19 protein-coding genes are annotated in these 16,633 nt (G+C 46.9%); 2 read left to right on the forward strand and 17 right to left on the reverse strand.

What is annotated here, in order from left to right:
* Window positions 1-88: 88 nt before the first annotated feature.
* Window positions 89-280: a hypothetical protein gene (locus tag V5G21_RS21005; RefSeq protein ID WP_035201486.1), complete on the forward strand. Its 192-nt coding sequence runs from the start codon at window positions 89-91 to the stop codon at window positions 278-280.
* A gap of 172 nt (window positions 281-452) precedes the next feature.
* Here the strand turns inward: V5G21_RS21005 and rplS are convergent, their stop codons facing one another.
* From rplS to smc, 11 genes are all read right to left on the reverse strand, one after another.
* Window positions 453-800, reverse strand: coding sequence for a 50S ribosomal protein L19 (gene rplS, locus V5G21_RS21010; RefSeq protein WP_011247130.1), 348 nt, complete (start codon window positions 798-800; stop codon window positions 453-455).
* Between the two features lie 143 nt (window positions 801-943).
* Complete coding sequence (locus tag V5G21_RS21015) at window positions 944-2,770, reverse strand: arginine--tRNA ligase (RefSeq protein WP_011247131.1); 1,827 nt, start codon at window positions 2,768-2,770, stop codon at window positions 944-946.
* Between the two features lie 169 nt (window positions 2,771-2,939).
* On the reverse strand, window positions 2,940-3,674 hold the full coding sequence (gene trmD, locus V5G21_RS21020) for a tRNA (guanosine(37)-N1)-methyltransferase TrmD (RefSeq protein ID WP_011247132.1): 735 nt from the start codon (window positions 3,672-3,674) through the stop codon (window positions 2,940-2,942).
* Complete coding sequence (rimM, locus tag V5G21_RS21025) at window positions 3,671-4,192, reverse strand: ribosome maturation factor RimM (RefSeq protein ID WP_035201490.1); 522 nt, start codon at window positions 4,190-4,192, stop codon at window positions 3,671-3,673. Before rimM ends, trmD begins: the two co-directional genes overlap by 4 nt.
* Window positions 4,176-4,598, reverse strand: coding sequence for a YlqD family protein (locus V5G21_RS21030; RefSeq protein WP_011247134.1), 423 nt, complete (start codon window positions 4,596-4,598; stop codon window positions 4,176-4,178). Before V5G21_RS21030 ends, rimM begins: the two co-directional genes overlap by 17 nt.
* A 57-nt stretch (window positions 4,599-4,655) precedes the next feature.
* Complete coding sequence (locus V5G21_RS21035) at window positions 4,656-4,886, reverse strand: KH domain-containing protein (protein WP_035201492.1); 231 nt, start codon at window positions 4,884-4,886, stop codon at window positions 4,656-4,658.
* 26 nt (window positions 4,887-4,912) lie between these two features.
* The gene (gene rpsP / locus V5G21_RS21040; protein WP_011247136.1) at window positions 4,913-5,185 is read right to left on the reverse strand and encodes a 30S ribosomal protein S16; all 273 of its coding nucleotides are present in this window, start codon (window positions 5,183-5,185) and stop codon (window positions 4,913-4,915) included.
* Between the two features lie 95 nt (window positions 5,186-5,280).
* Window positions 5,281-6,639, reverse strand: coding sequence for a signal recognition particle protein (gene ffh, locus V5G21_RS21045; protein WP_095235918.1), 1,359 nt, complete (start codon window positions 6,637-6,639; stop codon window positions 5,281-5,283).
* 24 nt (window positions 6,640-6,663) lie between these two features.
* On the reverse strand, window positions 6,664-6,993 hold the full coding sequence (locus tag V5G21_RS21050) for a putative DNA-binding protein (protein ID WP_011247138.1): 330 nt from the start codon (window positions 6,991-6,993) through the stop codon (window positions 6,664-6,666).
* Between the two features lie 102 nt (window positions 6,994-7,095).
* Window positions 7,096-8,079, reverse strand: coding sequence for a signal recognition particle-docking protein FtsY (ftsY, locus tag V5G21_RS21055; protein WP_011247139.1), 984 nt, complete (start codon window positions 8,077-8,079; stop codon window positions 7,096-7,098).
* 11 nt (window positions 8,080-8,090) lie between these two features.
* Window positions 8,091-11,657 carry a chromosome segregation protein SMC gene (gene smc, locus V5G21_RS21060; protein WP_035201493.1) on the reverse strand — a complete coding sequence of 1,189 codons (3,567 nt, stop codon included), beginning with the start codon at window positions 11,655-11,657 and terminating at the stop codon, window positions 8,091-8,093.
* Between the two features lie 181 nt (window positions 11,658-11,838).
* Between smc and V5G21_RS21065 the strand changes: the two genes are divergently transcribed.
* Complete coding sequence (locus tag V5G21_RS21065; protein WP_011247141.1) at window positions 11,839-12,063, forward strand: DUF1128 domain-containing protein; 225 nt, start codon at window positions 11,839-11,841, stop codon at window positions 12,061-12,063.
* Window positions 12,064-12,094: 31 nt separating this feature from the next.
* On the opposite strand, the gene rnc is transcribed toward V5G21_RS21065, so the two are convergent.
* The 6 genes from rnc to fapR form a co-directional block, all read right to left on the reverse strand.
* Window positions 12,095-12,877, reverse strand: coding sequence for a ribonuclease III (gene rnc / locus V5G21_RS21070; protein WP_011247142.1), 783 nt, complete (start codon window positions 12,875-12,877; stop codon window positions 12,095-12,097).
* Between the two features lie 153 nt (window positions 12,878-13,030).
* Window positions 13,031-13,264, reverse strand: coding sequence for an acyl carrier protein (gene acpP, locus V5G21_RS21075; protein WP_011247143.1), 234 nt, complete (start codon window positions 13,262-13,264; stop codon window positions 13,031-13,033).
* Window positions 13,265-13,339: 75 nt separating this feature from the next.
* Window positions 13,340-14,083, reverse strand: a complete 744-nt coding sequence (gene fabG, locus V5G21_RS21080; RefSeq protein ID WP_035201497.1) for a 3-oxoacyl-[acyl-carrier-protein] reductase — start codon at window positions 14,081-14,083, stop codon at window positions 13,340-13,342.
* Window positions 14,077-15,030 carry an ACP S-malonyltransferase gene (fabD, locus tag V5G21_RS21085; protein WP_035201499.1) on the reverse strand — a complete coding sequence of 318 codons (954 nt, stop codon included), beginning with the start codon at window positions 15,028-15,030 and terminating at the stop codon, window positions 14,077-14,079. Before fabD ends, fabG begins: the two co-directional genes overlap by 7 nt.
* 1 nt (window position 15,031) lies before the next feature.
* On the reverse strand, window positions 15,032-16,021 hold the full coding sequence (gene plsX, locus V5G21_RS21090) for a phosphate acyltransferase PlsX (RefSeq protein ID WP_035201501.1): 990 nt from the start codon (window positions 16,019-16,021) through the stop codon (window positions 15,032-15,034).
* Window positions 16,018-16,593 carry a transcription factor FapR gene (gene fapR / locus V5G21_RS21095; protein ID WP_035201505.1) on the reverse strand — a complete coding sequence of 192 codons (576 nt, stop codon included), beginning with the start codon at window positions 16,591-16,593 and terminating at the stop codon, window positions 16,018-16,020. Before fapR ends, plsX begins: the two co-directional genes overlap by 4 nt.
* Window positions 16,594-16,633 lie beyond the last annotated feature (40 nt).

Here is a 16,633-nt window from a genome sequence, read left to right on the forward strand (position 1 = left end):
ACTAAACTTTCTAAAAGCAGCAAAATGACAACCCATTTACTCCCAAATATGATAGGATGAACACAACAATAAAAAAGGGGTGGTCAGTATGAATCCGACATTGGCACTCGTTCTTATTTTTGTGTTTGTCATTGCCGATTTCTTGTGGATTGACCAAGACAGTAAGAGATGGGGGTGGCTAAAAAATTGGCCTAAACCTGCCAAAATTGTGTTCTTTTCCGGCTTTGGCATTATCCTATTTGCTTTCTATGTTGTCGTCACTTTTCCGCTGACTCGCTGACCATCCAGCTTCGCACTTTAATTAGAGCGTGCTGTTGCCTTGATAACGCCTGGACAATTGCCGTAGTCGATTTTTTTAGAGGCCCTTTTTCTTATGTCCCTATTTTGCCCCAAAAAAAGAACGCTCCTCCTTACGAGGAACGTTCCTTCTCTTTTCATCAAATGCCGCATGTTTAACGACGAATTTCTTTAATACGTGCTTTTTTGCCACGGAGGCTGCGCAAGTAGTAAAGTTTCGCGCGGCGTACTTTACCGTAACGTTTCACTTCGATCTTATCGATCTTTGGTGAATGTAATGGGAATGTACGTTCAACACCTACACCGTATGAGATTTTACGCGCAGTAAACGTTTCGCTAATCCCTGAGCCGCGGCGTTTAATAACAACGCCTTCGAACACTTGAATCCGCTCGCGAGTACCCTCGACAACTTTTACGTGGATCGATAGCGTATCGCCAGGACGGAAATCAGGATGGTCTGTGCGCAATTGCTCACTTGTGATTTCTGTAATGAGGTTGCTCATCGTATCGTTCCCTCCTTCCCTACAGACATTCATGCCAACACTGCAGCAGCGGAATATCGTAATCTTGCTAACCGTCCGTCTAAGAACGTTCAATCAGCCACAACCATTATCATAGCATAGAAAACAAGCTTGCACAATAAAGATTAAATCTTTTTCAAGCTCGGCAAACCGAGTATCATGAAAACGCGTTCGAGTTGCTGGCTAACACGTTCTGTGATCGCTAGACGCTTCGCTTGTTCTAACGGATCAGCTTTTAAAACAGGGCATTGTGAATAAAAACGGTTATAGAGGCTTGCAAGCTCAAAAGCAAAAGTACAAATTAAATTTGGTTCAAACGATGCAGCTGCTTTGCGCTTGACTGTATCCCAGCCTGCCAAGTGCTTGAGCAACGCCCGTTCCGCGTCTTCAGCGCCTTTAAAGGTTGCCCCTTCTGGAGACAAGCCTGCCTGTTTGGCTTTAGTAATAATGCTGTTTGCCCGGGCATACGTGTAAATCAAATAGATGCCTGTATTGCCTGTCACTTGCGTTGCCTCTGTTAAATCGAACACAATGTCAGATGTCGTGTTATACCGAAGCATATTGTAACGGATCGCCGCAAACGCGAGCGCTTCAACGGTCGCTTCGCTCGCATCCGTGCTTTGCGCGCGGACCGCTTCCTTCATATGTTGAATCAGCTCGCTAATCTTGATGCCGATGCCTTTACGCCCAGACATTGCATAGACCGATTTTCCATCTTCCGTTTCAAGACCAAGCTGGCTGGCCGTTTGTTTACTTAGTGAAACGACACCATAAGGCACATGGAAAAGCCGCTCTGCTTCCTTTTCATAGCCGACAGCAGCAAGCGCCTGCTTGACAACCTTTTGCGGGTATTCTTGGCGGTAGTCGATGACATTAATAACTGCATCGCCTCGCCCAAAAGCGGCTGGCACGCCTGAGCTAGCGGTTGTCCATAGGCCAGGCCATTTTTCTTTATAGGCAAAATCATCGTCGAGAAGGCCAAACTTCCACATATGATAAGCAATATCTTTTGCTGTGTACGTTAACACGCCATTTGAGCGGACAAGAACTTTATCGCTTTGATGCTCGCTGCCTTCCTCGCTTTCGTTGTCTGACATCCGAAGCACCCAACAGCCTGCTTGTGGACCGCTGTCCTGTTTGACAAACACATCACTCTGCTTTAGCTTCTGAAAGGCAGTCTGCCAGAAACCTTTTTGAACGATGTCCCTTTCCCATACGAGCAAATCATAGTCAATCCCAAATTGGCCCATTTCCTCAATATGTTCTGAAGTAATTTTATCGGCGACCACATAGCCAAGCCATGCCGTGCTGTTGTTGCCTTCTTCTAATTTATGTAGCACTTCGTCACGGATACTTGTCGAAATGGTCCCTTTGTCGTATGCCTCATTTAAGCGTGAATAAACATTCCAACAATAATCGCCAAAGCGTGTCGCTTCGCTGTCTGAGTTTGTATGGAGCAACGCAGTCAGCGTGTCGGCAAGCTGGTTCCCTAAATCATCAACATAGTTATGTACTTCCACATTTTCGCCACATGTTTTCAGGAGCCGTGCCAACGTATCGCCTATGCAAGCGTTGCGTAAATGACCAATATGAGCCGACTTATTTGGATTTATGGACGTATGTTCGATCACCGTCTTGCCGCTACTGGAAAGAGCCTGTGGCTCATCGCCGTCAGCCAACGCTTCATCCCATTCAATAAAAAAGTTAATAAAGCCTGGTTTGACTACTTCTATTCCTGTGACTGGCAAACGCTGACGCTCTAGCTTTTCTTTTATCGTTTCCGCAATCGTTAGCGGGTTTTTTCTCGCTACGCGTGCAAGCTTCATCGCCACGTTTGTCGAATAGTCGCCATGGATCAATTGAGCTGGCTGCTCGAGTTCAACGTCGATGTCATTTTGGAACTCACTGGCTGCGGCTGCAATCGCTTCAATCAGCGTTTGTTCTACATGCATTGTATGAGACCACCTTTTGCTATAATGCTATTTAGTATACATGATCCTTCGGTAAAGGAACATCGCTTTTTTGGAAAACGTGGATTACTTAAAAGGAAGCAATTTTTGGTCCGTGCGGCAAGTTTTTTGGCGACAACCTCACCGGGCGACATCTCCCGGAGTGGTCGCCTTACTCTTGCTTGTCCATTAGCCGCTTAAGGATGTCTGCTTCTTTGGCAGTAGGTTCATACCCTTTTAGTAAGTCTGGGCGCCGCTCTAACGTACGGCGCAGCGATTGCTCCATCCGCCACTCTTCAATTTTGGCATGATGGCCAGAAAGGAGTACATCGGGGACTTTCATGCCGCGAAAATCGGCGGGCCGTGTATAATGGGGATGTTCCAACAAGCCCGTTGAATAGGAGTCTGTAACTGCAGATTCATCATTTCCAAGCACGCCTGGCAAAAGGCGAACAACGCTGTCGGCAATGACCATTGCCGCGAGTTCCCCACCTGTAAGCACATAATCGCCAATCGACAGTTCATCGGTCACAAGATGACGGACGCGCTCGTCAAAGCCTTCATAATGGCCGCATAGGAAGATCAAATGCTCCTCTTTTGCTAATTCTGCCGCTTTTTGTTGGCTATGCTGCTCTCCTTGTGGACAAAGCATGATAATACGCGGCTTCTTTTTTCCGTTCTTCGTTAACGCAGACACGGCGTCAAAAATTGGCTGTGGGCTCAATACCATCCCTGCCCCTCCGCCATAAGGGTAATCATCGACTTTACGGTGTTTGTTTGCTGCGTATTCGCGAAAATCAACCGTCTGGAAGGAGACAATCCCCTTGTCGCTTGCTTGCTTCAAAATCGACGAGCCGAAAACGCCCGTAAACATGTCCGGAAACAACGTTAGTACATCTATTTTCATTCGTCATCTAAGCCTTCCATGATATGGACACGGATGCGTTTGTTTTCCACATCCACTTCTTTGACCACTTCTTCAATGTACGGCAACAGCAAATCCTTCCGCTGCTGTCTGTCGACCACCCAGACGTCGTTTGCTCCTGTTTCAATAATGTCTTTAATTTTGCCTAGCTTGGTGCCTTCTTCATCGACGACTGTACAGCCAATAATCTCATGGTAGTAATATTCATGCTCGTCCAATTCGCTAAGCTGATCTTCTGATACATATAAATAGCTTCCCTTAAAACATTCGACTTCATTGATGGAGTTATAGCCTTCAAATGTAAGCAAGTCGAAGTTTTTGTGCGTTCGATGGCTACGAACGGTTACAAGTGTCCCCTCTGCTTGAGGAGATTTCGCCACCTTCAGAACCGAACCGTTCGCATAGCGTTCCTCTGGAAAATCGGTATTTGAGAGGACACGCACCTCTCCGCGGACTCCGTGTGTGTTCACTAGCCTGCCAACATTATACCAGTTCGTCATTACTTGCCCCGCCCTCTCTAATTTCAGCAATATACCCATCATTGACGACAATCGTCAACTCCGTTTCTTCGTCAATCCACTTGTCGCCTTCCTTAACATCGAGAATAATTTCTGTTGTTCCCATCGCCAGTTCAGTCCCAATTGGCAAATTCATTAACTGCTCAATCCGAAACGTCAGAGAAGCCATCCGTTCTTCTCTCCGCTTTATTTCTTTCCTGTATTTTTGTTGGAGTTCGCCATGGGCGGTCGTATGTTTCATCGGTTTCAGCGCCCGCTGAAGCTGAAATTCCATTTGGCTTAACTCTGTTTCGATTTGTGTTAAATCACGTTCAAATGATTTCTTCAAGTCTGCTTTTTTCGACTCCGTTAACACATGCTTTACGGTGGCCGTGCGGATGCATTTCACGTAAAGCCCTCCATTCTTTGTTTCATACAAAAAAAGGGTGAGGTTCCCCCCGCCCTTTTAGTCGACAATATCGAGGCGCACCCGCCCGTTTTGCTTGCCGCAAGCAGCATACACTACAGAGCGGATCGCTTTTGCCGTTCTTCCTTGTTTGCCAATCACTTTCCCAATATCGTCAGGATGCACCGAAAGGCGCAACACATGTGCCTTTTCTTCATGAATTTCTTCAACTTGAACTGCCTCTGGATGATCGACAAGCGACCGGGCGATATGTTCAACTAAAGCTTTCATGCTAGCCCATCCTCCTTAAGGGGTGATTACTTACCGTTTTTTTCGTTGTGTAGCTTTTCCATCAGGCCAGCGTTCGAAAACAAGCTGCGCACAGTATCAGAAGGTTTCGCGCCTTTTTTCATCCATTCTAGCGCTTTGTCTTCTTTAATGTTTACTTGAGCAGGTTGCGCGATTGGGTTGTACGTACCAATCTCTTCAATAAAGCGGCCATCACGCGGAAAGCGAGAATCGGCAACTACTACACGATAAAATGGGGCTTTCTTTGAACCCATGCGTTTTAAACGAATTTTAACAGCCATTTGCTGTACACCTCCAAAAATAATTGCACACAATTTTTTATCATATCATCAATTCTAACAATCTGCAAGACAAACTGTTAAAATGGATTCCTTAATCAGAACGGGAGCTTAAGCCCGCCAAGGCCTTTGCCTCGTTTTTTGCCTTTGCCGCCTTGCATGGCGGTCATTTGTTTCATCATTTTCTTCATGTCTTCAAACTGCTTTAACAAGCGGTTGACATCTTGGATTGTCGTGCCGCTTCCCTTTGCAATACGTTTGCGGCGGCTGCCGTTTATGACGCTCGGATCTCGTTTTTCAAGAGGCGTCATTGACTTTACAATCGCTTCAACTCGAGTCAATTGCTTTTCATCGACTTTTAGGTTTTTCATGCCTTTTGCCTTATTCATCCCCGGCATCATCCCTAGCAAATCTTCAAGAGGCCCCATGCTTTTGACTTGGTCGAGCTGCTCTAGAAAATCATCGAACGTGAAGTCCATGTTGCGAAGTTTTTTCTCAAGCTCTTTTGCTTTTTCTTCATCGACATTCGCTTGCGCTTTTTCGATTAATGACAGAACATCGCCCATGCCGAGAATTCTAGAAGCCATCCTATCTGGATGAAACGGTTCTAGCTGGTCAATTTTTTCACCCATGCCGGCAAATTTAATCGGCGTATTTGTTACCGCCTTAATGGAAATCGCAGCCCCTCCGCGCGTATCGCCATCTAGTTTCGTCAACACAGCACCTGTGACATCAAGCTGGTTGTTAAAGCTCTCTGCGACATTGACAGCATCTTGACCTGTCATCGAATCAACGACTAACAAAATTTCATCAGGAGTAACAGCTGCTTTCATATCTTGCAGTTCTGCCATTAACGTTTCATCTACATGAAGGCGGCCAGCCGTATCTATCAACACATAATCATGATGTTCTGCTTTAGCAGTCGCAACTGCCTCTTTCGCTATGTCAACTGGATTGGCGTCCGTCCCTTTGGAAAAGACAGGCATGTTCAGTTGTTTGCCAAGCGTCTCCAACTGTTGGATAGCCGCTGGACGGTAAACGTCACAGGCAACGAGCAGTGGCTTGCGGTTGTGCTTCTTGCGCAAATGATTGGCGAGCTTTGCCGTTGTCGTCGTTTTCCCAGCCCCTTGCAAGCCTACCATCATCACCACAGTTGGCGGTTTTTGAGCAACAGCAATTTTGCTTTGCTCGGCTCCCATCAATGCGGTCAACTCTTCGTTTACGACTTTGATCACTTGCTGGCCAGGCGTTAGGCTTTTCATAACCTCTTGGCCAAGCGCCTTTTCTTTCACATTCGCAATAAATTGCTTTACGACTTTAAAGTTAACGTCCGCTTCAAGCAGTGCCAACCGGACTTCTCGCATCATTTCTTTGATGTCTTGTTCGCTGACTTTGCCTTTGCCGCGAATTTTTGTCAACGTATCTTGCAGGCGCGCGGCAAGTCCTTCAAATGCCATCCAATCGCCTCCTTGAAAGGAATGCTAATCAAGTTTCTCTATACGGTCAATAAGGGAGTTGCACGCCTCGACAGCTTGATCGGAAGCAATCGCTTTGCGCAGCTCTGCTAGCAAGCTACGGCGCGTTTCAAACTTCTCAAGCAACCTCAGCTTTTGTTCGTATTCTTCAAGCATGGCTTCTGTCCGGCGAATATTGTCATAAACCGCTTGGCGGCTGACGTCATATTCGTCTGCAATTTCTCCAAGCGATAAATCATCAAGATAATAATAGGACATATAGTTGCGCTGCTTTTCGGTTAACAAGGAATGATAAAAATCAAACAAGTAGTTCATGCGTAACGTCTTATCAAGCATGCAAACCGCTCCTTGTTAAGTCTTTTCCCTTTACAATTACCGATACTACCGCAACTCATTGCTCCTGTCAAGTTTTTATCTTAACATCGAAACAGGCACTGGTCATTCCTTTTCGGCATCGATCGCATCTTGAAACAGCCCATATACAAATTGCTCGGCGTCAAAAGGCTGCAAATCGTCTTTCTGTTCACCTAGCCCGATAAACTTAACTGGCAAATCAAGCTCTTGGCGAATGGCAATGACAATGCCTCCTTTGGCCGTGCCATCAAGTTTCGTGAGGACAAGGCCGCTCACGTCCGTTGAAGCTGCAAATGCTTTTGCTTGCGACAAAGCATTTTGGCCTGTTGTCGCATCGACGACAAGCAGTACTTCGTGGGGAGCTCCTGGCACTTCCCTTTCAATGACGCGTTTTACTTTTGCCAGCTCATTCATTAAATTGACTTTGTTTTGCAGGCGCCCCGCTGTATCGCAAATAAGCACATCGGCTTTGCGGGAGCGTGCCCAAGCAATCGCATCATACATGACCGCCGCCGGGTCAGAGCCTTCTTGCTGTTTAATAACTGGAACGCCAACACGTTCTCCCCAAACGTCAAGCTGGTCAATCGCACCCGCTCGGAATGTATCGCCAGCGGCGAGCACGACAGATTTTCCTTGCCCTTTTAAATAATGGGCGAGCTTGCCAATGGACGTCGTTTTGCCGACACCATTTACGCCAACAACAAGAATGACGCTCAACCCTTCTTGCAATTGGAGCGTTGTGTCTTTATCGTCTTTTTCTAAGAGACTAGCTAGTTTTTCGGAAATGACAGGCTGTATCTCTTCGGTGTCCTTTAAGTTGCGCAAACGCACTTCTTCCTTTAATTCGTCAACAAGTTCCATTACTGTTGAAACACCGACATCGGCGCCAATCAAGATTTCCTCCAAGTCTTCAAAAAAATCTTCGTCGATTTTACGGTAGCGGGCGACAAGCTCGTTGATTTTGCCCGAAAAGCTTGTCCGTGTTTTTTCTAATCCATGTTTAAATTTGTCCGCTACTTCATTCGTTTGCTGCGCCATTTTTTCTCTCAATTTTTTAAAAAAGCTCACGCATTTTCCTCCTAGCTTCCAATTAATTGCCGAGTTTCTTCCAATTTAACGGATACGAGCCGTGAAACCCCTGACTCTTCCATCGTCACCCCGTAAAGGACGTCAGCCCCTTCCATTGTTCCTTTACGGTGCGTAATGACAATAAACTGCGTTTTTTGTGAGAAATCATGCAAGTACTGGGCAAAGCGGCTTACATTCGCTTCATCAAGCGCTGCTTCGACTTCATCGAGGACGCAGAAAGGAACAGGCCTAACTTGCAAGATCGCAAATAGAAGCGCGATCGCTGTCAGCGCCCTCTCTCCTCCAGAAAGCAGTCCAAGTTGCTGCCGCTTTTTTCCTGGAGGGCGAGCAATAATCTCAATTCCTGTTGTTAATAAATCGTCTTTGTTCGTCAATACGAGATCCGCATCGCCCCCGCCAAATAGTTTCGTAAACACGGTTTGAAAGTGGGCGCGGATGTTCGCAAACGTCTCACCAAAGCGTTTGGACATTTCTTCGTCCATCTCTGCAATTGCCTGATCGAGTGAAACCCTTGCCTCGAGCAGATCGCTTTTTTGTTCACGCAAAAACTCATACCGCTCCCGGACACGGGCATATTCTTCAATCGCGCCTAAATTGACTGTTCCTAGTTCATCGATTGAACGTTTCACCAATGATAGCCGCATTTTCGCTTGTTCCAAAGGCTGGGAAAGCGGGTAGCGGCTTGCCGCTGCTTCATAGGAAAGTTCATACTCTTCACGAAGGCGATTTAGGCGATAGTCCAAGTCGACATCAAGTCGATTGACACGCACTTCTAGCTTCTGGCTTTCTTCTAGTAAGTAGGAATGTTCGCCTTGGGCGCTCTTCGTTTCTGCTTCAAGTTGTTTGTAACGGTCATTTAATGCTGCTTCTTTTTCTTCCAGCTCTGCAAGCTTTGCTGCCAAAGCCTGTTTTTCCTGCTTTCCAGCAGCAATTTGTTCAGCAAGTGACTGGGAGGTATGCGCTTGTTCGTCGGCACTGCTTGTTACAAGGGCTAAATGCTCTTTTGCTTGCAATAACTCTTGTTGTTCTTTTTCAAGAGCCGCTGTGAGTTCTTGGCGCTGTGCGTCCACGTATTGGAGTTGTTGTTTCGTTTCTGCACGTGCGACTCGGAGTTCCGTTAACTTCGCTTGCCATTCTTCTTTGGATTGTTGCTCAGACGCCAGTCGCGCTTCCAACCGTTTTATTTTTTCTTCTAAGCGCATTGACTCAGCAATCGCTTTTTTTTCGGCCTCTTCAATTTCCAGAAAGCGGTCTTGCGTTTTGGCTTCTTCCGCATCTTGTTCTTTCGATTGCTGTTCGATCCGCTCTACTTCCTGCCTAGAACGTTCATAGGCAATGCTTGCTTCCTGGTGAGCACGTTGAGCCTCTTCAAGCGTTTCTTGCGCTTGCGCTTTTTGCGCTTCGACTTTAGCAATCGTTTCTTGCAGCTCTTGGCGCCGTTCTTTGTCCTGCTTTACTTGTTTTTCTAAATCGCGAATCGCTTCTTCTAACTTGGTCTTTTTGGCGTCCAATTCCTCTTTTTCCCGCTTTCGCCCAAGTAAGGAGGACTGATTTTGCTTGGCGCTGCCTCCCGTCATCGACCCGCCTGGATTGACAATATCTCCTTCTAGCGTGACAACACGGTAACGGTGGCCACTGCGTTTCGCAATTTTGTTTGCTTGTGGAAGCGTCTCCGCCAATATGGTCGAACCGAGCAAAAAGCCGACAGCCTGCCTATGTTCAGGCTTAGCTTCGACCACATCTGCAGCGATCCCTAAGTAACCTGGCTCATTCGCTATCGCTGATATGACTGCTTCTGGAACGACACGCGCTTTGACCGTAGTTAGCGGTAAAAACGTTGCCCGGCCTAGGCGCCGTTGTTTCAAAAATGAGATCGCTTCTCTCGCAGCAGCCTCGTCGTCGACAACCACGTGTTGCGCTTGGGCGCCGAGCACCAATTCTATAGCCGCTTCAAACTTTTTAGGCACACTTATTAATTCGGCGGCTGCCCCAACGATGCCTGAAAGGGACGATCCCCGCTGTTTTAAAATTTCTTTTACGCCTTGGAAGAAACCAGCATATTCAGCTTCCATTTCTTGGAGCACTTCGCGCCGGGAAGTGATTTTTTGCAACAACCCATAGGCTTCATACAGTTTTGCCTCTCGTTTATAGTAGCGGTTTTTAACGGTTTCTTCTTCAGATAGGTGACGATGATGCGTCATTTTTGCTTCAGCAAAAGACTGTTCTGCCGCTTTTAGCACCTGTGCCCGTTCTGCTGCTTCTTGCTCTAGCTGTTGTGCTTCTTTTTTGCTAGCTGCAGCCGCCGACTCTGCCCGACGTGCATTGCGTTGTTTTTGCTGCAACTGCTCCTCCAAGTAACGCCGTTCATTTCGAAGCGATGCCTGTTCATTCAGCCATTCAATGTAATCGCCTTTTGCATCTTCCAATTCGCTGCTTACGTCTTCTTTTGAACGGGTTAAATGGCGTGTCGCCTCATCAAATTCCGCCTTTAATTCGTCGTCTTTCTGTTTAACCGTCTCATATTGTTTGAACAGTTCGTCCAGTTTTTGTTGCACCGCTTTTTGATTGGCTTCACGCTCTTTTATCGACTCGATCAGCTGTTCTTCATTGTGGAGGGCATGCTTTTTTCGTTCTTCCAGCACACCGCGGCGCCCTTCATTTTTTTCAAGCGCTTCGCTCACTTCTAATCGTTTTTTATGGAGGTCTGCTGCCGTTTGCCGGATAGCGGCATGCTCTTCACGGTAGGACGCAAGCTTTTCTTCAGCCTTTTCTAAGCTGTCTTTGCGCGCTTGCAGCTGCTCTTTTAACGTTTTTAGCTTGTCAGACTCCGCTGTCCAGTTTTCGTAAAGCTCTGTAATTTCCTGTGCAATCACTTGTATATCTAATGTCCGTTGTTCTTCGGCCAACAATTTGTACTCTTCGGCAATGGATGCCTGTTCGCGAAGTGGCTCTACTTGTTCTTCTAATTCATTTAAAATGTCGGCGACACGGACTAAGTTTTCTTCCGTTTGCTCTAGCCGCTTCACAGCTTTGTTTTTCCTTGTTTTATATTTAAGCACGCCTGCTGCTTCTTCAAAGATGGTTCGCCGCTCTTCAGCCTTGCTGCTTAGAATTTCCTCGATTTTTCCTTGACCAATAATGGAGTACGCTTCCCGGCCAAGGCCAGAGTCCAGGAACAAATCGACAATGTCTTTTAAACGGCACGAGTGGCGGTTAATTAAGTATTCGCTTTCCCCTGAGCGGTACAAACGTCTTGTTACGCTTACTTCGCTGTAGTCAATCGCCAAATGGCCGTCTTCGTTATCGAGAATAAGTGAAACCTCGGCCATATTTACAGCTTTACGAGAATCACTTCCTGCAAAAATAATGTCTTCCATTTTTGCGCCTCGGAGCGATCGAGCGCTCTGTTCGCCGAGCACCCAACGGACCGCATCGGCAATATTGCTTTTCCCACTGCCATTCGGCCCAACAACTGCTGTGACGCCTGGCACAAAATCTACTAGTATCGGTTCTGCAAAAGACTTAAATCCTTTTACTTCAAGTCGCTTGAGGAACATCTTCATCCCCACTTTCTGGAACTGCCATCGCTGCGTTACCTAGGTCACATCAACGATACCCGGTAAACTGTATAACTCTATTAGTTTATCACACAAAAAAACAGCTGGAAATATGAATTGCCTGTTTCCCCTTTGATTTGGTAAGGTAGAGATCAGTAAGCATTGCAAAAGGAGGATTCACTTGGCTTCATTAACACTTGAAGAAATTGAAACGATGCTTGATGACATGAAAAAGAAACTGAATGTTGTTAATGCCAGCGTTATTACAAGCGACAGTGTTAGCCCCGCTAAACATGACGACTTAATTGCGTTGCACGCCCATGTGATGCGGAGCCCGTCCTTCTCGATTAGCGAGATGGACGAAATTGTCCAGGAACTTGGCCAGCTTCGAGGTAGAAAAAGCTAGAAAAAAGGAGGCATGATCCGCTTCCTTTTTTCTAGCTTTCTTTTTGGTTGAGCGCAAGCAGCGCTTGTTTCGCAGCTAGCTGCTCAGCTTCTTTTTTGGAGCGCCCTGTCCCTGTGCCAATTGTTTCTTCATTGAGCTGCACATCTGAGACAAATTCACGATCGTGGGCAGGCCCTCTTTCTTGGACTATTAAATAGCGAATTTGGCCGCGGTTATCCCGTTGCACAAATTCTTGCAGTTGACTTTTAAAATCCATCTTGTATGTGAATGCGCCTTCTTTGATTTTCGGATACATAAAACGCGCCAAAAACATAAACACAGGCTCAAGCCCTTGATCCATATAAAGGGCACCAATAAACGCCTCAAACACATCTGCAAGGAGCGCAGGGCGTGTTCGTCCCCCTGTCACTTCCTCCCCCTTGCCAAGAAGAACAAGTTTGCCGAACTGCAACTCTTCGGCAAAACGGGCTAAGGATGGTTCGCATACGATCGAAGCACGCAATTTCGTCATATCGCCTTCGCTCATATTTTTGTACGTTTTAAATAAATATTGGGAAACCGCCAATTCTAAAACAGCATCGCCAAGAAATTCCAAACGTTCATTATCCGATGATGAAAAAATTCGTTGTTCATTCACATACGAGGAATGGGTAAATGCTTGAATCAACAGTTTGCGGTTTTCAAACGTTAGACCCGTGCGGACAAGGAGGTCGTCAAACTGCTTTTTTTGTTCTTCCGTCAGCTCTAACCGCCGCTGACTCCGTTTTCGCTCGCCTGACCGAGGCTTGCGTTGGTACTTCGATGATTGTGCCATAATTCCCTCCAAACAATGGAGCTACTCATTTTGCAACATACGTATTCATAGTGCTCATTGTTGATTGTAACAGAATCCCGCGGCCTTGTGGAGCTTCCTTTTGTGTGAAGATGTGAAAAGAGCCCCCTTTTGCAAGGGGCCCTTTTCTCGCGGTTATTGGTTGTTATTTATGTAATCGACAACATCTTTAACCGTTGCAATTTTTTCTGCGTCTTCATCAGCAATCTCCATGTCAAACTCATCTTCAAGCTCCATAACAAGCTCAACGACATCAAGAGAATCAGCTTTTAAATCTTCTTTAAAAGAAGACTCTAGTTTTACTTCTGATTCTTCGACACCTAGACGGTCAACGATGATTTTTGTAACACGCTCCATAACATCTGCCAAAACGTTCACCTCCTCCCAAAAGTATCAGCACAAGAATTGTACCGACAGAGTGTAAGCCTGTCAAGCTGACTCTTATTAAGGCATCACCATGCCGCCGTCAACGTGGATCGTTTGACCGGTTAAGTAAGCGGCGTCATCGCTTGCCAAAAACCGAACAACACGGGCGATATCCTCTGGTTCGCCAAGCTTCGCCAATGGGATTTGTTGAAGCAGCTGTTCCTTTGTTTCGCTTGCTAGCTCATCTGTCATATCTGTCGTAATAAAGCCTGGCGCCACCGCATTGACAAGAATGCCTCGCCCTGCCAATTCCCGCGCCAAAGACTTAGTCAAGCCAATGACGCCTGCTTTGGCGGCAACATAATTGGCTTGCCCAGCGTTACCCATTACGCCAACGACAGACGAAACATTGATAATTCTGCCAGCACGTTGTTTCATCATTTGCCGGCTGACTGCTTTCGCGCAGTGGAACACCCCTTTTAAGTTCGTATTGATGACGGCATCCCAATCGTCTTCTTTCATTCTCATTAGCAAGTTATCGCGCGTAATGCCTGCATTGTTTACTAAAATATCAATTGATTGAAAGCGGCCGATCGCTTCTTTCATCATCGCTGCCACTTCCCCTTCGGAGGCAACGTCTGCCTGATACGCAAACGCCTCTTGGCCAAGCGCTTTAATGTTGGCCACTACTTCTTCAGCACGGTCTCGATTTCCTGCATAATTGACGACGATATTCGCCCCTTTGGCAGCAAGTTCAAGGGCGATCGCTTTGCCAATTCCACGTGAAGCGCCTGTTACAACAGCCGTTTGTCCTGTTAACATGAATGCTTGTCTCCTTTCAGCGCAGCCGCCATCTTTTCAAATGACTCACGGTCGCTGACGGCAAATGTCCGCAAGTTGCGGTCAATTTTACGAACCAATCCGCACAATACATTGCCTGCGCCAATTTCAATAAATGTGTCGACACCGAGTTCAATCATGCGGCGAACGCTCTCTTCAAAACGTACTGGTGAATAAATTTGTTCAGCAAGCTGTTCGCGAATGACTTCAGGGGCATCTGTCACTTCAGCGGTCACGTTCGCGATCAGTGGAACAGTCGGATTGGCAAATGGCGCTTGCTCTAATGCTTGTTTAAATTGATCGGCCGCAGGCTTCATCAATGACGAATGGAATGGCCCGCTGACGGCAAGAGGCAAGACACGCTTGGCCCCTTTTTGTTTTGCTAACACCGCTGCTTGTTCAATCCCTTTCGCAGTCCCTGACAGGACAATTTGCCCTGGGCAATTCAAATTGGCAAGTTCGGCAACTTCGCCGTCCGCTGCAATTTCGGAAGCCACTTCTTCAAGCTCCTCTTTATTTAACCCGAGTACCGCTGCCATCGCCCCTTGTCCTTGTGGCACAGCTTCCTCCATGAGTGTCCCCCGTTGATGAACAAGTGTGACCGCATCTTCAAATGTAAGGGACTTACATGCCACTAAAGCAGAATACTCCCCTAGGCTATGGCCTGCAACAAAATCTGCTTGAATGCCAGCGTCGCGGAACAATTGGAGGACTGCAGTGCTGATCGTGACTAAAGCAGGTTGGGCATAAGCCGTTTGTTTCAGCTTTTCTTCTGGTCCATGCTCGATGATCTCTGAAAGAGGAAAACCAAGCGCTTTGTCAGCCCGTTCAAGCACTTCCTTTGCCAATGAATCTTCAGCAAAAAGCGTTGCTCCCATGCCAACTTTTTGTGAGCCTTGTCCAGGAAATAAAAAGGCAATTTTCCCCACTTTACTCTCCCCCATTTTCTAATTTTTGTGTGATCGTCTTTGTCACCTCATTGTCGACCATTTCTTTCGCCTGGCGTATCGCATGAAAAACCGCATTCGCATCTGATGAGCCATGGGCTTTTATTACAGGCGCTTTTAGGCCAAATAACCCAGCACCACCGTATTCCGAGTAATCCATTTTCTCTTTGAGATTGCGGAATTGGGGCTTGAGCATACCCGCTGCAAGCTTAGCGGGCAATGAGCTTGTCAATTGCTCTTTGAGCAGTGAGAAAACCATTTTCGCTGTCCCTTCCACGCTTTTTAACACGACATTTCCCGAAAAGCCGTCGCAAACGACAATATCGCAGACGCCTGCAAACAAATCCCTTGCTTCGACATTGCCGATAAAATGAAGGGAGCTGTTTTCAAGAAGCTGATACGCCTGTTTCGTCAGCTCCGTGCCTTTTCCAGCCTCTGCGCCGACGTTCAGGAGGCCAATGCGTGGATTTTTTTGTTGATAGACGTTGCGTCGATACGCATCGCCGATGATTGCGTATTGGAGTAAGTGTTCAGGACTGGCGTCCATATTGGCACCAGCATCGAGGAGCAAAAAGCCATTGCCGTCTATCGTTGGCAGCGTTGGCGCCAACCCTGGGCGCTCGACGCCTTTAATGCGCCCGACATAAAGGAGACCGGCTGTCATGAGCGCACCTGTGTTTCCAGAAGAAATACATGCATCAGCGTTGCCTTCTTTTACTTCTTTTACACAAAGCACCATTGATGCCTCTTTTTTTCGGCGGACAGCTGTTGTCGGTTTGTCCGTGTCCTCGATTTTTTCAGTCGTATGTATGACAGTTAGGCGTGTCGTGTTGGTAAGATGTGGTCTGATTTGTTCTTCATTGCCGATAAGGGTGACCTCAAGCTCTGGAAATGTCTGAACCGCCCGAATCGCCGCTTCGACGTGTGCTTTAGGCGCATTGTCTCCCCCCATGGCATCCAAAGCTATTCTCATTGCTGTGGCCTCTCTTCCGTTTCGTTTTGCTGATACATCGCGAATTCACCAGTAAACACGACTTCCTGGTTTACATGGCTTGTCACTAGAATCCGTGTACGCCCGCTCCCTTTTCCAGCCATTTCTGCTTTCGCAACGACACGTTCGCCTGCACGGACGGGTCTAGTAAACTGAATAGACGCTTTGGCGGTAAGGACGAATTCATTGTTCACGAGTGCTACAGCCAAGGAATTTGCCTGTGCAAACAAATGGTGGCCTCTGGCGATGCCGCTTCTTTCAAACACGTGCTCCGGCCCAACATCAAAGATGGAAATGGCACGCTCTTCAAGAACAAGATCGACAATTTCGCCAAAGACTTCTTCAGGCGCTAAAGCAATAACCGAGTCTCGTTGTTTGTAGGCAACGTCTTTAATGCGTTCCCGTAGTTCTGGAATGTTTTGTTCCATTCGGTCAAGACGAATTGTTTGGATGCTGACACCAAAGTGGGCCGACAACTCTTCGTCGGTCATAAAAGGGTTCCCTTCAAGCAGCTCCATTAACAGCCGTTGCCGTTCTTTCTTTTTTATCTTCATCTCCACACCGCCTGTATTCCACATTTCCATTTCAGAATTA

Origin of the sequence: Shouchella rhizosphaerae, from assembly GCF_036700015.1 — a bacterium.
Classification (GTDB): Bacteria; Bacillota; Bacilli; order Bacillales; family Bacillaceae_D; genus Shouchella; species Shouchella rhizosphaerae.

Bases quoted from the DNA above. Each gene is read 5' to 3' on its own strand.
- V5G21_RS21005 (WP_035201486.1), top strand. From the start codon at position 89: ATGAATCCGACATTGGCACTCGTTCTTATTTTTGTGTTTGTCATTGCC.
- rplS (WP_011247130.1), bottom strand. From the start codon at position 800: ATGAGCAACCTCATTACAGAAATCACAAGTGAGCAATTGCGCACAGAC.
- V5G21_RS21015 (WP_011247131.1), bottom strand. From the start codon at position 2,770: ATGCATGTAGAACAAACGCTGATTGAAGCGATTGCAGCCGCAGCCAGT.
- trmD (WP_011247132.1), bottom strand. From the start codon at position 3,674: ATGAAAATAGATGTACTAACGTTGTTTCCGGACATGTTTACGGGCGTT.
- rimM (WP_035201490.1), bottom strand. From the start codon at position 4,192: ATGACGAACTGGTATAATGTTGGCAGGCTAGTGAACACACACGGAGTC.
- V5G21_RS21035 (WP_035201492.1), bottom strand. From the start codon at position 4,886: ATGAAAGCTTTAGTTGAACATATCGCCCGGTCGCTTGTCGATCATCCA.
- rpsP (WP_011247136.1), bottom strand. From the start codon at position 5,185: ATGGCTGTTAAAATTCGTTTAAAACGCATGGGTTCAAAGAAAGCCCCA.
- ffh (WP_095235918.1), bottom strand. From the start codon at position 6,639: ATGGCATTTGAAGGACTTGCCGCGCGCCTGCAAGATACGTTGACAAAA.
- V5G21_RS21050 (WP_011247138.1), bottom strand. From the start codon at position 6,993: ATGCTTGATAAGACGTTACGCATGAACTACTTGTTTGATTTTTATCAT.
- smc (WP_035201493.1), bottom strand. From the start codon at position 11,657: ATGTTCCTCAAGCGACTTGAAGTAAAAGGATTTAAGTCTTTTGCAGAA.
- rnc (WP_011247142.1), bottom strand. From the start codon at position 12,877: ATGGCACAATCATCGAAGTACCAACGCAAGCCTCGGTCAGGCGAGCGA.
- fabG (WP_035201497.1), bottom strand. From the start codon at position 14,083: ATGTTAACAGGACAAACGGCTGTTGTAACAGGCGCTTCACGTGGAATT.
- plsX (WP_035201501.1), bottom strand. From the start codon at position 16,021: ATGAGAATAGCTTTGGATGCCATGGGGGGAGACAATGCGCCTAAAGCA.
- fapR (WP_035201505.1), bottom strand. From the start codon at position 16,593: ATGAAGATAAAAAAGAAAGAACGGCAACGGCTGTTAATGGAGCTGCTT.